A 16,182-nucleotide genomic window follows, 5' to 3' on the forward strand; every position below is an offset into this window, starting at 1 on the left:
GTCGGGGCGCTCACGAGGAGTACCCCGACCCCGGTGTCGTTGAGGAAAACATCATCCTTTAAGCTGGCTACGTAGCAGCGAAAGGGTGATGACTCCATGAGCGTGCCTGACGTTCGAGAACGCCGTGACCTCCAACGTAGGGGGGATGCCGTAGCGGTTCGTGCGCGTAGCGCGGCACGTCCGTCCAATGTCACATTGAAGTTAATCATGGCTATTACGGGGACGATCTTTGCGTTATTCGTCTTCGTTCATATGGTCGGAAATTTGAAGGCCTTTATGGGGCCTGGTGACTACAACGCCTACGCCGAGTTCCTCCGCACCGTGTTGTACCCGCTATTTCCCGTCGGTGGGGTTTTGTGGTGCTGCCGGATTGTTTTGCTCGTGTGCTTGGTCTTGCATGTGTGGGCCGGCTTGACGATCTGGGTGAGGGGGCGACGAGCACGCGGCAAGTATTCCCGGCACAGTATGAAGGCGTTGGGCTGGGGAGCCCGCACAATGGTGCTGTCAGGACTCATCATTCTGGCCTTCGTTGTGGTGCACATCCTTGATCTAACTTTGGGTATGGGCGTGCAGTCCTCGTCCTTCCGGGCGCCAGTTAATGAGGGAACGCCCGATATCCACATCACCGCATACCAGAACCTCGTCGCCAGTCTGTCGCGTCCGTGGATGGCGATCTTTTACACCGTCGTCATGATCATCGTTGGGTTGCACATCGCCCAAGGCGTACGCAATACCATCAATGATTTCGGCGGTACAGGACGCCGACTGCGCGCTATTTGGACGGCGATTGGCCTCCTCATCGCGCTGGCCATTGTGGTGTGCAACGGCGCACTTCCTATGCTCATTCTTGCCGGGGTGATCTCATGAATAACTGGATCGAGGCCGTCAAGAAGCCTCTCGAGATGATGACCGGGCGCCATGAGGACGAGAAGTCCGAGGAGCTCGGCGCTGACCTGGTGAAATCCGAACAGCACCAGCCCAAACGAGCCGAATCGTCGTCGGTGGCGAGACGAGCTGTCAAGGGTCCCAAAGCCCGCGACACCCTTGGCCCGGCACAGAAGAAGGCCGGTTACCTCGTCGGTGACGAACTAGACGGTAAGGCTCCCGAAGGGGACCCGCTTACCGCGTGGACCCGTCGTCAAAGCGAGTACAAACTCGTCAATCCTGCGAACCGTCGCAAAATGAATGTCATTGTGGTGGGAACCGGCCTATCTGGTTCCGGGGTAGCCGCAACTCTCGGCCAGCTCGGCTACCACGTTGACGCTTTTTGCTTCCACGATTCCCCGCGTCGAGCCCACTCGGTGGCTGCTCAGGGAGGTATCAACGCCGCACGTGCTCGCAAGGTCGATGGCGATTCCCTTAAGAGGTTCGTCAAGGACACCGTCAAAGGTGGTGACTATCGGGGCCGAGAGGCCGACGTCGTTCGACTGGGCACCGAGTCGGTGCGAGTTATTGACCACATGTACGCCATCGGCGCGCCGTTCGCCCGAGAATATGGCGGTCAGTTGGCTACCCGATCCTTTGGCGGCGTACAGGTTTCGCGCACCTATTACACCCGCGGTGAGACTGGTCAGCAGCTCGAAGTAGCCTGCTCTCAGGCTCTGCAAGCACAAATTGATGCCGGTTCGGTGACGATGCACAATCGCACCGAGATGCTCGACCTCATCGTTGCCGACGGCAAGGCTCAGGGCATCGTCACCCGCGACCTTCTCACCGGTGAGATCAAGGCATGGACAGCCCACGTCGTCATCCTGTGCACCGGCGGATACGGATCGGTGTACCACTGGTCCACCTTGGCCAAGGGGTCTAACGCCACCGCGACATGGCGCGCCCACCGTCAAGGTGCATACTTTGCCAGCCCCTGCTTCGTGCAGTTCCACCCGACCGCCCTGCCAGTCAGTTCGCACTGGCAGTCCAAGACGACCCTCATGAGTGAGTCGTTGCGCAACGATGGCCGAATCTGGGTGCCAAAGAAAGCTGGCGACGACCGTCCGGCTAATGACATCCCGGAAGAAGAGCGCGACTACTACCTGGAGCGCAAGTACCCGGCTTTCGGAAACCTGACGCCGCGCGACGTCGCCTCCCGTAACGCCCGGACCCAGATCGAGAGCGGCCACGGAGTTGGCCCGCTCAAAAACTCGGTGTATCTGGACTTCCGCGACGCAATTCAGCGTCTAGGAAAGAAGACCATCGCGGAACGCTATGGCAACTTGTTCGACATGTACCTCGACGCGACGGGGGAGAACCCCTACGAGGTGCCCATGCGCATCGCCCCAGGAGCCCATTTCACGATGGGCGGTCTGTGGGTTGACTATGACCAGATGAGTACTATCCCAGGTTTGTTCGTCGGTGGTGAGGCGTCAAATAACTACCACGGCGCGAATCGCTTGGGAGCCAACTCTTTGCTGTCGGCCAGTGTTGACGGGTGGTTCACCTTGCCGCTAACGGTGCCGAACTACCTGGCCGGATTCGTCGGAAAGCCCGTACTACCCCTGGATGCCCCCGAGGTCAGCGCAGCCATTGAGAGGGTGCAGGAGCGTACTGATGCCTTGCTCAACTGCGGTGGAACGCATCGTCCGGAGTGGTTCCACCGCAAGCTTGGCGACATCCTCTACGAGGGGTGCGGGGTCTCCCGCGATGAAGCCGGACTACTTGACGCTTTAACGAAGGTGCGCGAGTTACGTGAGGAGTTCTGGCGCGACGTCAAGGTGGTCGGATCGGGCACCCGACTCAATCAGGAACTCGAGAAAGCCGGTCGAGTGGCCGACTTCATTGAGCTCGGCGAGGTCATGATCCTCGATGCCCTGGATCGCCGGGAATCGGCCGGTGCGCACTTCCGTAGCGAGTACGCCACCGAAGCCGGTGAAGCCAAACGCAATGACGATGATTGGTGTGCGGTTTCGGCGTGGGAGACACGGCCTGACGGTACCCAGGTGCGGCATAGCGAGCCGTTGTCGTTCTCGTTGATCGATCTGCAGGTGAGGGATTACCGATGAGGGTGGAACTGGACATCTGGCGTCAGGACGGTCCCGACGCCCAAGGATATTTTGAGCACCACGTTGTCGAGGACGCCGAGCCCGAGTGGAGCTTGCTGGAGTTGCTTGACCGGCTCAATGATCAGATCGTCGAGAATGACGGTGATCCGATCGTTTTCGAGTCTGATTGTCGTGAGGGAGTGTGCGGGTGCTGTGGGTTTGTCGTCAATGGCAAGCCTCATGGTCCGTTGCCGAATACCCCGGCGTGTCGTCAGCATCTGAGGGCGTTCCCCAACATCACCCACTTCAAGATCGAGCCATTCCGCTCGGCCGCCTTCCCGGTTATCCGTGACCTGGTCATCGACCGTACCAGCATGGATCACCTGGTACAGGCCGGCGGAACGGTCGACGTTATGACGGGCACGGCCCCGGATGCTGATTCGGTGCCGCAGCCGCATGCCGAGGCTGAGCAAGCTCTCGACTTCGCATCGTGTATTGGGTGTGGAGCGTGCGTGGCGGCTTGCCCGAATGGAGCGGCGATGCTTTTCGCCGGCGCGAAGCTCTCGCACCTGGCGATGATGCCGCAGGGGCGGCAGGAGCGCTCGAAGCGGGCGCGACGCATGATCAACGCCCTCGATGAGGAGTTCGGGCCGTGTTCCCTGTACGGCGAGTGCGTTGAGGCTTGCCCAGTGAGCATTCCGCTGGTGGCCGTTGCCCGGGTCAACCGGGAGCGTTGGCGTGCCGGGTTCCGGGGAGCGCGCAGTAAGGACAACTGAGCGCTTGGTTGACGGTGTCGCACTGAACCACGACAACCTCACACCTGTGGGATCGAACTGCGCCGGCCGCAGCCGTCAGAGACCCGGCCACGGCAATGTGGCCGTCCTCTGGCGGATTTCACCCGATGCCACTATGAGGTGGCGGACCCCTTCGCGATGCTGAAGCCGGGACCGCGCGGCAAGGCGTCCTAGTACCGCAGGTAAGGCTGACGCTGGCGCAGCCACTGACACTCGTCGCGCTGCCAGCCGCTGGTGATCCTCTCGGCCGAGGAATTGCCCACTAGGTGGGTGCGAAAGTCCGTCGTCCCGGTGATGAGGTCCAACCACTGCCATGGGTACTTGTCCCATGTGACCTTCCGGGATGCGAACTTTGGATAAAGATCGCGCGCTGCGCACAGCATGTGAGCGGCTACCTCGGGCGCATTGAGACGCTCTGGTTCTGTCAAATGAACCTGAACGCCACCATTGATGGCGCCGACATTCTTGCTGGTGGTAGGACAAAAGTACGCTTCCCGGAACCGTACCCCGCCGAGGCCCCTCTCGTTGAGGCGATCAGCCCAGTGATGATCGGCCCACGGGGCACCGATAAGCTCGAACGGGTGAGTGGTTCCGCGCCCTTCACTCATGTTAGTGGCCTCGAAGAGCCCAGTTCCCGGATAGATCAGCGCAGTGTCCGGGGTGGGCATGTTAGGGGAGGGAGGCACCCAGGGTAGCCCGGTCTCGCTCCACAGACCTCCGCTCCACTCCTTCATCTCGACGATGTTGAGGTTTCGCAGAGTGGCCGCCTCATTCTCGTGCGGAAGGAACTTGTCGGCGAAGAAAGCGGCCAACTCACCGACGGTCATACCGTGCTGCATGAGGATGGGACGAAGACCTACTCCCGAGGCGTACTTCATGTCGAGCATGGGTCCACGTGCGGTACGGCCGATCGGATTGGGGCGGTCCAGGACGATAAAGCGGATTCCGCCGATCTGAGCTGCTCCGCGCATTGCCTGGTACATCGTCCAGATGTAGGTGTAAAAGCGGACTCCAACGTCCTGGATGTCGAACAGGACGGTGTCGACCCTCGTCCTGCTGAATAGCTTGGCGAAGGCCTTATCGTCGGCTCCATAGGCGTCATACACCATGATTCCAGTACGAGCATCCTTTGCTGTCTGCTCGCTTTCACCGGCTGGGGATGACCCACGAAACCCATGCTCTGGGCCGAAGACAGCGACTACGTTGACCCCGTGGTCGTGCATGTGGTCGACGATGTGGGAGAAGTCGTCAAGGACTCCGGTTGGATTTGTGATGACACCGACACGGCGACCCTTGAGGAAGCTCCATCGGTCCTCGGCACAGAGCTGAGCCCCGGTGCGCACCTGGTGATGCCGATGTCCGGCCCCGTGCTTGGCCACGGCCTCTGGTTTGGCAAGCGGAACGGCCATGGCACCTAAACCGTTCGCTGCCACGAAGGCGCGACGCGATATCTCCATGACGATTCTTCCTCGGTAACGACGTCGATAGGGCGGGACAAGCTGACAGAAAATGAGCTCAACAGGTTCGCGCTGCGCTACGGCGAACCTGCAGACCGGTGAGGATCATCTGAGCCCCCAGACATGCTCCGACGCCTTCGCCAGCGCGCATCCGCAACTCCATGAGGGCCTCCAATCCCAATTCAGCTAGCACACTCTGATGGGCGTGTTCTCGTGATGCGTGCGAAGCGACGAGCCAGCCGTGGAGACCCGGCGAGAACTTAGTCGCGATGAGGGCTGCGACGCTGGTAGCCAGACCATCAAGAACGACCGGGGAGCCGGCCTCGGCTGCACCCAGGCACACACCTGCCAGGACAGCGAACTCGGGGCCTCCCAAAGCGGCAAGAAGATGCTCGGGGTCGCCGGCTTCGGCGTGGGTACGGGTCAGAGCAGCCTTGATGACCTCGGCCTTGCGTTCCACCATGGCGGTGTCGCTTCCAGCCCCCAAGCCGACGGCCTCTTTGGGGTCCAACCCGGTCAAAGCACAGGCCAAAGCTGTGGCGACAGTGGTGTTACCGACCCCGACCTCGCCGAGACATACCAGTCCCGCCTCGGACGCCTCTATACCCAGGGCCCGCCCATCACGTAGTAGTGCATCGACCTGGGCTGGGGTCATGGCGTCAGCGTGGTAGAGGTCACCACGCTCTCCGAAGATGCGGACGGACCTGGCACCTTTGACCGGCTGAGCCACCCCAGCGTCGACGACAACATGGGACAGCCCGGCGGCAGCAGCAGTGGTGACGCCCAGCCCAGTCCCGGCGACGGAGGCAGCCATGACGTCGTGGGTCACCGAGGCATCGAAGGCCGTGACGCCGAGGTTAGCGACGGGATGATCAGCTCCGGCTAGCACTAGGGTGCCGCCGGTGATCTCAACTCCACCCGCCGCCTCAACTCGGTCGAGGGTCTGGTCGAGCAGACCGAGGGATCCGGGCGGGGTGAGGAGCTGATCGGCGTCGTCGTGGGCGGCAACAACCTGGTGGCGATCGGGGGAGCGCACGGTCTGGCGTAGGGCTGAGACGGGTGCCTCGGGCTGGGCACTAACAGGCCAGCGGTCGGCTAAGGTGACGTCGCTGAGCGGTACACGACGCGACCAACCACGCCTTTCAAGGCTAGGAGCCGGCGGACGCTCGTCGGGCCACCCCAGGCATAGCCAACCCAGGGTCTCAACGCCGCTCGGAAGGTGAAGTAGCTCTGCCAGTTCCTCGGGCTGGAAAAGGGTCACCCAACCCATCCCCAGGCCGTGGGCGCGAGCGGTGAGCCACATATTCTCGACGGCGCAGGCGCAACTCCACATGTCAGCGTCGGTGAAGGTGTTGCGTCCTAGTACCCCCGACGCCGGCGTTCGACGGTCACAGGCGACGACGATGCCGACGGGAGCCTCGCGGATCCCCTCGAGCTGGAGGTCGAGAAGGCGGGTACGGCGATCGGCGCTAAGGAGATCGGCTTGACGCAGTCGCTCTCGGTCGGCCATCACGGCGGCACGATCACGAATGTCGGCGTCGCGTACCACAACGAACCGCCATGGCTGGCTATGGCCAACGCTCGGAGCACGATGACCGGCCCACAGCACGGTGTTGACGAGTTCGTTGGGAACGTCGTCGTGGCGGTAACGGCGGATGTCACGCCGAGCGTCGATGGCGGTATCCAGCCCTTGCTGCACCTGGTCGCCTAGGGACCATCCGGTGGGGTCGTCAGCTCGGGCAGCGGACGAAGTGGTGTCTCCGATCCGGGGAATCGGACGGTTCCAGCGCTGGCTGGTGGATGGGTTCTCGTCAGGGGTGGTCACAGCATGAGGCTAGTGCTCGGTTCATCGCGGCCCGCCACCGGGATGGCGTGGCGATACGGGTCGTGATGGCTCGTGCTGCGACTAGCACTGGCACGACGGTTTCTGTTGAACCGAATCGCCGCGTTTACCATGGGCTGGTGCTTTCCGATCCCCTGACCCTGATCGCGCCCTCTGGTGGCACCGTTTCGGTGGATACTCCGGTGGTGTTGGCGCCCATGGCCGGCGTCACCAACGCCGCATTTCGTCAGCTCTGTGCCGAACAGGGGGCGGGCCTATATGTCTGCGAGATGATCACCTCACGCGGCTTGGTGTACGGCGACCATAAGACCCACGACATGCTTACCTTCGCCGAGTGTGAAAATGTCCGATCCGTCCAGCTTTACGGTGTCGATCCGGGAATGGTGGGCGAGGCGACGTCAATTCTGTGCGAGAAATATGGGGTCAATCACGTCGACCTCAACTTCGGCTGTCCAGTGCCCAAAGTCACCCGCAAGGGTGGCGGGGGAGTCCTGCCATGGAAGCTCGACCGTTTTGCGTCCGTCGTTTCCGCTGCTGTCCAGGCCGGTGACTCCCATGGGGTTCCGGTCACCGTCAAGACTCGGATCGGCATTGACCCAGGCCACGTCACCTACCTGGATTCGGCTCGGGCTGCAATGGATTCCGGCGCCGCTGCGGTGTGCCTGCACGCTCGCACTGTCGCCGAGGCCTACGCCGGGCACTCCCACTGGGACGCCATCGGCGACCTTGTCAAGGCCGCCGATGTCCCCGTCATTGGAAACGGTGACATCTGGGAGGCTAGCGACGCGATGGCCATGGTCGAGCAAACGGGTTGTGCCGGCGTCGAGGTTGGTCGTGGTTGCCTCGGTCGTCCGTGGCTGTTCCGTGACCTGGCTGATGCTTTCGCTGGTCGCGACACCACCACCTTGCCGACGTTGGGTGAGGTGAGCGCCATGATTCGTCGCCATGCTGAACTGCTGGTGAAGTATCAGGGAATGCATGGTCTGGTAGACATGCGCAAACACATGGCTTGGTACCTTAAGGGATTCCCCGTAGGTGGGGAAACCCGTCATGCCCTCGGCCAGATTTCCAGTTTCGACGAGCTTGATTGCCTGCTGGCCACCCTTGACCACGACGCCCCCTTTCCGGTGAAGGAGCTTGGCAAGGCCCGTGGCCGTCAGGGTGCCCCGCGGCGAAAAGTCGCCATGCCGCATGGGTGGTTGGATTCGCGCACCCTTGACGACGATGATCTGTCCGCCGCCGAGGTCGACGCCTCCGGGGGCTGATTGTGCCCGCGGCTGGTCCCACGACCTTGGATAGGACAGGATGGAGACATGTCCGAAGTGGGAGAGCGCACCCGAGCCTGGGCCCTGACGATGGCCGGCCATCGTGGCCTTGACGACATTGTCCATGCCCATCCGTCGGGTACCGCCCGGATCGACATCGGTGAGGTCGTTGGACGCGAAGCCCGCGAGGAGCGCGAGAACCTGTTACTGCGCCCAGGAGCCACCCGGGCCAAGGGTGCCGGTAATCGTGCCGTTACCGAGGATCCAGATCCGGAGCGCACCTGTTTTGAGCGTGATCGGGATCGCATCGTCCATTCCACGTCGTTTCGACGGTTGGCTGGCAAGACCCAGGTTGTCGTCCACCCCACTGATCACCAGCGCACTCGTCTCACCCATGCCCTCGAAGTGGCCCAGGTCGCACGGTCGATTGCGGCAGGGATCGGGGCGAATGTCACGCTGGCCGACGCTATGGCTCTGGGCCACGACTGCGGTCACGGGCCAGGAGGACACGCCTCCGAGCAGGCCTTTGATGCTTTCATACCGGAAGGATTCGACCACGGCCCGTGGGGAGCTGACGTCAGCTTGGCCAGCCTCAACCTCTGCGCCGAAACTCTCGATGGCATTCGTAACCATTCGTGGTCGCGTCCCGCGCCGGGCACGGTGGAAGGAGAGATAGTCTCCTTCGCTGACCGGATTGCTTACTGTGCCCACGATCTTGAGGACGCTGTCAAAGCGGGGATCGTTACCGTCAAAGAATTGCCACAGGTTGTTACCGAGACGGCGGGAACAGACCGACGCACCCAGCTGTCGGTCTTCATCCGCTGCGTCATTGACACCACCTGCACTACCGGTCGAGTCGGGATGACCGCAGACGTCGCTGAAGCCTTGTCAGCGCTGAGGGCGTTTAACTATGAGCGGATTTATACCCGCCCTGAGTCACTAGGGCAGGCAGAGGCTGTCGTCGAGGTCTTGCATGGACTGGTGGCTTATTACCAAGGCCATATCGACCAGGTGCCTACAGAGTTTCTGGAGACTGACGCTGACCGGATACACCAGGTCATTGCGTATGTGGGCGGAATGACGGATCAGTTCGCTTTCTCCCAAGCCACCGAGCTGTTGGGGTGGGACCGACGTCGTCTGCCCAGGGGCATGGGTAGGGGATTTTGACACGATGGCACGAAGTGCTCACGGGTGAAGCTTGTCTGCCAGATTCTCGGGCAGCAGCTTCGCTCTTTTCACAAGTTCGTGGGCGACTACGACGGTTACCGCTTGACCAGCCAGAATGCCGATGAGAACGAGGGCTTGTGCAGCACCTGCCTGCAGGGCTGAGCCACCACCCAGGAGCACACCGACGAAGGCGCCCGGCAAGGTCACCAGACCGACGGTCGCGGTGCGGTCGACAGTTGGCAGTACCGATTCAGTGACGCTGGGTTCGGTGACCAGCGCTATGGCCTCACAACGTGGGAGACCGACGGCTAAGCCCGCCTCGAAGATGCCGATCCCCTCACGCAGATCGGCGAAAAACCGACGGCAGGCCAGGGTGTGACCACTCATGATGTTGCCGATGATGATGCCCGCCACCGGGATCAAGGACGCCGGACTCAACGGGGTACAGCCAGTCGCAAAGATGATGAGAAGTACTGGAAGGACGCCCGCGCTCATGGCTATTGCCGCCCACATCCATGCGGTGGAGACCCCAGAGCGGTTCGCAGTCGTATGTACGGCGATAGCGAACATGAGCACGGTGAATAGGCATGCCGCCCACATGTGGGCCAGAGCATAGACAAGGATGACGGAGACCAGTCCGAGCTGCACCACCGCGCGCACAGCGGCGATGACGGAGGCCTTGGCAATACCGAGACGTCCAAGAAGGGAAGCGACGACGGCCAGCCCGACGAGCAGGATCATCGCCAATCCGAGTTGCCAAGTAGGGTTTACGGTCACGGCCGATAGTTTTGCACCATTCGGGTGCTGCGGCCACACATGGGTAGGATCATCAATATGGCTGGCCGGATCAACGAGGAGGACATCGCTCTGGTTCGGGAACGGGCCCGGATCGACGAGGTCGTCGGTGAGTATGTCGCCTTGCGTAATGCCGGCGGCGGTTCCCTGAAAGGTTTATGCCCCTTTCACGATGAGAAGACCCCCAGCTTCCAGGTGACACCGTCGCGCGGCCTGTTCTACTGTTTCGGCTGCGGTGAGGGCGGGGACACTATTTCCTTTATCCAGAAGATCGACAACCTCACCTTCGTCGAGGCTGTTCAGCGTCTTGCCGACAAAGTCGGCGTCCAGCTACGCATCGTCGACGATGGCCGTCCTGGCCTTGAACCAGGTCTGCGGATGCAAATCCTCGCCGCTAATGAGGCCGCAGCGGAATTCTTTCAATCCCAAATGTCGACCGACGAGGGGCGCATCGCTCGGGAGTTCGTCGCCGGGCGAGGTTTCTCCCCTGATGCTGCCGTGCAGTTCGGGATGGGCTACGCACCGCGCGGTGGCCATGTGCTGCGCGACCATCTGATGGCCAAAGGGTTCACTCCCAAAGTCTTGATCGAGTCGGGTTTAGTGCGCTCCCAGGGGTGGGATTTTTTCCAAGGACGAGTGTTGTGGCCGATTAAGGACTCCGGCAAGTCCGTGCTCGGCTTCGGTGCCAGACGGGTTTACGATGACGACCGCCTACCAGCTAAGTACGTCAATACTCCTGAGACTCCGGTCTACAAGAAGTCGCATGTTCTGTACGGTCTAGACATGGCCCGGGCCAACATCGGCAAGAAGAGTCAGGCCGTCATCGTTGAGGGTTACACCGATGTCATGGCGGCACATTTGTCCGGCATCGATACCGCCGTCGCGGCCTGTGGCACTGCCTTTGGCGATGACCATGCTCGGCTCATTCAGCGCCTGATGGGTAACAGCGGATCCCTCAACGGAGAGGTCATCTTCACTTTTGACGGTGACGCTGCTGGCCAGAAGGCTGCCCTTAAGGTGTTCCGTGACGACAACCAGTTCTCTTCTCAGACCTACGTCGCCGTCGAGCCCACCGGGCTAGACCCGTGCGATCTGCTCATGCAGCGTGGGCCTGAAGCTGTTCGAGAGCTCGTTGCGCGTCGGGTTCCGCTGTATCGCTACGTCATGGAAAACACTGTCGGCCAGTTCGACCTTGACCGTGCGGACGGTCGCGTCGCCGCCATTAGGGCAGCGGCGCCTCTGGTTACGAGCATTCGCGACCAGTCCTTGGTAGACGGCTATCTGCGTGAGCTCTCCCAGGCGGTAGGTGCTGACGTTGACCTGGTACGTCGAGAGGTCTCGCGTGTCGGTAGACAGCACCGCTGTGATCCGCAGGTGCCCGCCGTTACCCCTGCTGAACCTCAGCAAGGTTCGGGGATTCCGTGGCCAGATCCAGCTGATGTTTCCTTGTCAGCCGAGCGAGGATTCCTCAAGCTCGCCTTACAACATCCAGGCCTGTTCGACGAGGAATGGGACCAGGTCGAAGTTGAGGATTTGCGCCACCCGGCCTACCAGGCCGTATTCGAGGCCGTCCTGGCTGTCCCGCGTGGTCAGGAGAGATGGACGGAGAAGGTCGGTGAGGCGACCCCGGATCCGCAGGTGAAGCAACTTGAGGTCGCCTTGTTGGTGGAGCCGGTGCTGCGCGAGGAGCCTGATCGAAGTTATGCGGAGGCGTACGCGGCTAGGGTGCGGTTGCTGTCAATTACCGACGACATCGCTAACCTCAAATCGCGCCTGCAGCGCACGAACCCGAACCAGGATCGCAAGCTGTATGACGCCATGTTCTCTGACTTGGTGACTCTCGAAGCGCTACGCAAGAGTCTTATCGTGGCGGGTGGCGCTACCTCGGCCTGATGTGACATCTGTGGACAATTTTTTCTGTGTCCACAGACGTCTACGAAAGGTTCCGCCATAGGTCTAATACGCGCCATTGTCGGACTATGAGATACACGGATTTCATTGACGGCGTCGTCGCACTGGATCCTGCGGAGGAGCGCGATCTGTTTCGTAGGTTCGATGCCGGTGCTATCGCCGATGCCATTGTTGATGGGTACTTCTTGGCGGCAGTTCCGATCAGCAAAGCAGAGTTGCGCAGGATCTCAGACGATGGAAGAGCTGCCAGAAAAACTCTGTGGCGCCAAATGTTGGCGATCGTCTTGACCCAGGCGCGTCAGGCGGCTGTGACCTACCGGTGCAGTGTCGAAGACCTCATCCAAGCGGGCTGTGTCGGCCTGGGGGAAGCCATCGAGAGGTATGACGAGCGTCGCGGAGCACGATTTTCTACAGTTGCCTGGACGTGGATTCGTCGTCGCATCGGTGAAGAGGTCGTCAGATTGAGCGGAGCCAGATCGCGGCTGGTAATGCGAGAGGCGGCAGAGGTGGCTCGAGTCGAAGAGGAACTGACGGCGCGCTGGCAACGGGTGCCCAGCAGCGATGCGATCGCCGCGCAGATGGGCAAAGACGTCATGTGGGTTGAGAAGAGGAGGACTGAATGTTGGGAGGTAAAAACCAGTCTGTTTGAGCAGGTGGCAGTTGGGCAGAAAAGTGGTGACGATCCCGAGTCCGGATTAATTAGCCTGCTCATGGGACAGGAGAGACGTGTCGTGGAGCTGAGACACGGTTTTGAGGGCGAGCCCATGACGATCACTGCAGTTGCCAAGGAGTTAGGACTATCGGCGTCGAACGCCAGACGTATTGAGCAACGAGCCCTTGGACGGCTGAGGCGCCATCTGCAGCAGATTGCGGCTGCGTGACAAGATGGAGGCATGTGGTGGACGAAGAGGCCGAGCGTCGACGAGATGACCCGTGTGCGAGCGATTCTCGGGTTCAATGACGTCAAGGTTCTCGCTTACGGGCGCGGTGAAGAGGCCACCGTCATCGCCGTGACCGAGGGATTGGTCGTGCTGACTGACGAGACCGACTTGGCGGTGGCGTGGCACGAGATCGTCCATGGTGGGTGGAACGGTGAAACTTCGACGCTGAGCTGGGACTTCTTGGACGGATCTGGCGCTTCAGTGAAGCTGAGCAGTCCGGGCAAGATTCCTGAGGTTTTTCGGAGCAAGGTCACTGAGTCCATCGTGGCGACCAAAACGGTGCCTGTGCGTGGTGGAGATGTCCTGATTGCGGGCCGCGTTCCGGCTGGTCACCTGGCTGATGCCGATGGGGCCATTACCTGGACGGCGATGGCCAGAGAGTCTGCTGACCTCAACGATCCTGAGACCCGTCAAACAGTTGTGAAGACTACTGATTCCCTCAAGAAAGAGTGGAGTTAACGCTACGTGATGGGATGGTCGCGACATCCCCGGCATCAGGTATTACCTGGCTTGATTTGTCATCGCTGGAGTAGTGCTGCTAAAGTTTCATCTCGCGCTAGGGCGCTGATCCCCTGTAGCTCAATTGGCAGAGCATCTGACTGTTAATCAGAGGGTTACTGGTTCGAGTCCAGTCGGGGGAGCTTCTGAAGTAGCTTCAAGGCTTCGCAGCTATGGCTTGCGCATCTGGGAGTATTGAGTCTGCGAGACTGTAACAGCAGTTGCTTTCGCGACAATCGTCACGACACTGGGCCAGAGGCCGTATCGCCTTGCCCTTCCTCGAGTTCGCGTAAGTAGTTATACACCGAGAATCGCGAGACCTGAAGTGCTTGGGCCGCCCGCTCGGCCGCCTCGCGTAACCCGAAGAACCCTCGCGCTTTGAGCTCGGCGACGACGGCGACTTTGTGCTGTTTCTGCATGAGCGCGACCGGGGCGTCGGCGTGGTCGATCACCTCAGCGAGGATGAGCTCCGCTAGCTGGTCAATGTCAGTGAGCTCTCCAGCCTCCTTCGTAACCGGCGACGCATCAGATTGCGAAGTGGCGGTCGGTGCGGCGTACTCAGCTTCACCGAGTACGAGCGCAGACATGGCGTGGAGCTCGTTCCATGCCGAGACGTCGACGTTGATGCACAGCGCAGCGACGTCGTCGCCCGAACTGTCCGATATGAGCATCGTTGAGGAACGTATCCGGCGACCGTCCGGGAGTACCGAGCGATAGGCGGATCGGGTCGTGAGTCGACCAGCGGCGTGCAGCTCCAGGAGCTGTTCCGTTGCGCGCCCACCGACCTTGCGCCCCGTGAGATTCCCCGCGATAGCAATGATCGAGTTGGGCAAGGCGGCGAGATCGTGGAGGACTACTTCGCTATCGCCGATGAGCGTGTCGCATACAGGATCGACGATCTGCTGAAGAGTCGCAAGGATCTGTTCCCGCTCACTGTCCATGGGGCCCTCCCGCAGGTTGACGCTCTCTGCGTCGGGATCAGTGTAACCGGTCGATGTGTGACGGCTGAAAATCAACAAAATGTGTTGCGATACCAAAATACGTGTAATACTTTCATCAGAAAGTAGTTCAGATACACATATTGTTGAACTGCCATCGGGTTACACCGGAGAAGGAGAGCACGATGAAGTACATCGCTGAACCGTTCAAGATCAAGATGGTCGAGCCACTCGAGATGACCACGCGCGAGGAGCGCGTTGCCGCCTTGCAGAAAGCCCACTACAACGCCTTCCAGCTCGAAGCGTCCAAGGTCTACATCGACTTGCAGACCGACTCCGGTACGGGAGCGATGAGTCAAAACCAGTGGGCAGGCATCATGCTCGGCGACGAGGCATACTCTGGTGGTCGCTCCTATTACAAGCTCATCGAGGCTGGCACCGACATCTTCGGATACGAGTACATCCAGCCCGTGCACCAGGGCCGTGCCGCAGAGAAGGTTATTTTTCCGCTCCTCATCCAGGAGAAGGGGCAGATCGTCATCGCCAACACCTTCTTCGACACGACGCGCGCACACGTGGGTCTCGCCGGTGGGCGTGCGATCGACAATGTTTGTCCTGAGGGCAAGGACACGGCCACCCCCTTCGACTTCAAGGGGAACATGGACGTCGCCGAGCTGCAGCACCTGCTCGATGAACACGGCGACCGGGTCGTCGCGATCGTGCAGACCATTACGAACAACAGCGTTGGTGGTCAGCCCGTTTCGATGGCGAACCTGCGTGAGGTCTACGCCATTGCTCAGGAGCATAAGGTCCCGGTTGTTATCGATGCTGCGCGCTACGCCGAAAATGCCCACTTCATCAAGCAGCGCGAAAAGGGATACGCCGACGTCGACCCCAAGGACATCGCCCGTGAAATGTTCTCGTATGGTGACTATTTCACGATGTCGGCCAAGAAGGACGCCATCGTCAACATGGGTGGTCTTATTGGCGCGAAGGTCCAATCCGAGCTGGTTAACCGCATGAAGTCACGGGTGATTCCTTACGAGGGGTACCTGACTTACGGCGGGCTCTCGGGCCGAGACCTCGAGGCCATGGCAGTTGGGCTCTACGAAGGTCTGGACGAGAATTATCTTACGTACCGCATCGGGCAGATGGAGTATCTGGGCTCTCGCCTCGAGGCTTATGGCATCCCCTTCCAGAACCCTGTCGGCGGGCATGCTGTATTCATTGACGCTGGCCGGCTCCTTGCGCACTTGCCTTGGTACCAGTACCCGGGCCATGCGCTCGCCATGGAGCTCTACCTTGAAGCCGGCATCCGCTCATGCGACATCGGCTCCTTCCTGATGGACCGCGACCCCTTCACCGGCGAAGAGCAGCAGGCCACCGCCGAGTTCACGCGACTCGCGATTCCGCGCCGCGTCTATACCCAGGCTCACCTTGACGTCGTTGCTGAAGCGCTCAAGTCCGTCCAGGAGCGCGCCGAGCAGGTGCCGGGTTACCGCATCACGTGGGAGCCGGAAGTGCTGCGCCACTTCACGTCTCAGTTGGAGCCGATCGCCTGACGCGATACGCGCAGTCTTACTGTGCGCGGACACGCC

Annotated in this window: 13 protein-coding genes and 1 tRNA gene; 10 read left to right on the forward strand and 4 right to left on the reverse strand. The window is 60.9% G+C overall.

Annotated elements, in window-relative coordinates; genetic code table 11:
• Positions 1-96: 96 nt before the first annotated feature.
• The 3 genes from A5483_RS04635 to A5483_RS04645 are packed head-to-tail and all read left to right on the forward strand — an operon-like array spanning position 97 to position 3,751.
• Positions 97-867, forward strand: coding sequence for a succinate dehydrogenase cytochrome b subunit (locus tag A5483_RS04635; RefSeq protein WP_002548642.1), 771 nt, complete (start codon positions 97-99; stop codon positions 865-867).
• The gene (locus A5483_RS04640) at positions 864-2,996 is read left to right on the forward strand and encodes a fumarate reductase/succinate dehydrogenase flavoprotein subunit (RefSeq protein ID WP_063811136.1); all 2,133 of its coding nucleotides are present in this window, start codon (positions 864-866) and stop codon (positions 2,994-2,996) included. The genes A5483_RS04635 and A5483_RS04640 overlap by 4 nt, the downstream gene beginning before the upstream one ends.
• Positions 2,993-3,751, forward strand: coding sequence for a succinate dehydrogenase/fumarate reductase iron-sulfur subunit (locus A5483_RS04645; protein ID WP_002548947.1), 759 nt, complete (start codon positions 2,993-2,995; stop codon positions 3,749-3,751). The genes A5483_RS04640 and A5483_RS04645 overlap by 4 nt, the downstream gene beginning before the upstream one ends.
• 188 nt (positions 3,752-3,939) lie before the next feature.
• Here the strand turns inward: A5483_RS04645 and A5483_RS04650 are convergent, their stop codons facing one another.
• The gene (locus A5483_RS04650) at positions 3,940-5,226 is read right to left on the reverse strand and encodes an exo-beta-N-acetylmuramidase NamZ family protein (RefSeq protein ID WP_063811137.1); all 1,287 of its coding nucleotides are present in this window, start codon (positions 5,224-5,226) and stop codon (positions 3,940-3,942) included.
• 58 nt (positions 5,227-5,284) lie between these two features.
• Complete coding sequence (bluB, locus tag A5483_RS04655; RefSeq protein ID WP_153023075.1) at positions 5,285-7,051, reverse strand: 5,6-dimethylbenzimidazole synthase; 1,767 nt, start codon at positions 7,049-7,051, stop codon at positions 5,285-5,287.
• Positions 7,052-7,104: 53 nt separating this feature from the next.
• Here bluB and dusB point away from each other — a divergent pair, with 53 nt between their 5' ends.
• Entirely contained in the window at positions 7,105-8,334 is a 1,230-nt protein-coding gene (gene dusB, locus A5483_RS04660) for a tRNA dihydrouridine synthase DusB (protein WP_082864008.1), read from the forward strand.
• 48 nt (positions 8,335-8,382) lie between these two features.
• Positions 8,383-9,501, forward strand: a complete 1,119-nt coding sequence (locus A5483_RS04665) for an HD domain-containing protein (RefSeq protein WP_002548504.1) — start codon at positions 8,383-8,385, stop codon at positions 9,499-9,501.
• 18 nt (positions 9,502-9,519) lie between these two features.
• Here A5483_RS04665 and A5483_RS04670 read toward each other — a convergent pair whose 3' ends face one another.
• A complete protein-coding gene (locus tag A5483_RS04670; protein WP_411675040.1) occupies positions 9,520-10,278 on the reverse strand; it encodes an ABC transporter permease in 759 nt (252 codons plus the stop codon).
• A 39-nt stretch (positions 10,279-10,317) separates the two neighbouring features.
• On the opposite strand from A5483_RS04670, the gene dnaG reads away from it, so the two are divergent.
• From dnaG to A5483_RS04690, 4 genes are all read left to right on the forward strand, one after another.
• Positions 10,318-12,189 carry a DNA primase gene (gene dnaG / locus A5483_RS04675; protein ID WP_176607845.1) on the forward strand — a complete coding sequence of 624 codons (1,872 nt, stop codon included), beginning with the start codon at positions 10,318-10,320 and terminating at the stop codon, positions 12,187-12,189.
• An 86-nt stretch (positions 12,190-12,275) separates the two neighbouring features.
• The gene (locus tag A5483_RS04680; RefSeq protein WP_063811138.1) at positions 12,276-13,088 is read left to right on the forward strand and encodes a sigma-70 family RNA polymerase sigma factor; all 813 of its coding nucleotides are present in this window, start codon (positions 12,276-12,278) and stop codon (positions 13,086-13,088) included.
• Between the two features lie 12 nt (positions 13,089-13,100).
• Positions 13,101-13,607, forward strand: coding sequence for a hypothetical protein (locus A5483_RS04685; RefSeq protein WP_002548860.1), 507 nt, complete (start codon positions 13,101-13,103; stop codon positions 13,605-13,607).
• Between the two features lie 109 nt (positions 13,608-13,716).
• Positions 13,717-13,789, forward strand: a tRNA-Asn gene (locus A5483_RS04690).
• 96 nt (positions 13,790-13,885) lie between these two features.
• On the opposite strand, the gene A5483_RS04695 is transcribed toward A5483_RS04690, so the two are convergent.
• Positions 13,886-14,587, reverse strand: a complete 702-nt coding sequence (locus A5483_RS04695) for a helix-turn-helix transcriptional regulator (protein ID WP_002548499.1) — start codon at positions 14,585-14,587, stop codon at positions 13,886-13,888.
• Positions 14,588-14,769: 182 nt separating this feature from the next.
• On the opposite strand from A5483_RS04695, the gene A5483_RS04700 reads away from it, so the two are divergent.
• Positions 14,770-16,146 (forward strand): tryptophanase, encoded by a 1,377-nt coding sequence (locus A5483_RS04700; RefSeq protein WP_002548970.1) that lies wholly within the window; start codon positions 14,770-14,772, stop codon positions 16,144-16,146.
• Positions 16,147-16,182: the final 36 nt, after the last annotated feature.

The organism is Cutibacterium namnetense (assembly GCF_001642025.1).
GTDB lineage: Bacteria > Actinomycetota > Actinomycetes > Propionibacteriales > Propionibacteriaceae > Cutibacterium > Cutibacterium namnetense.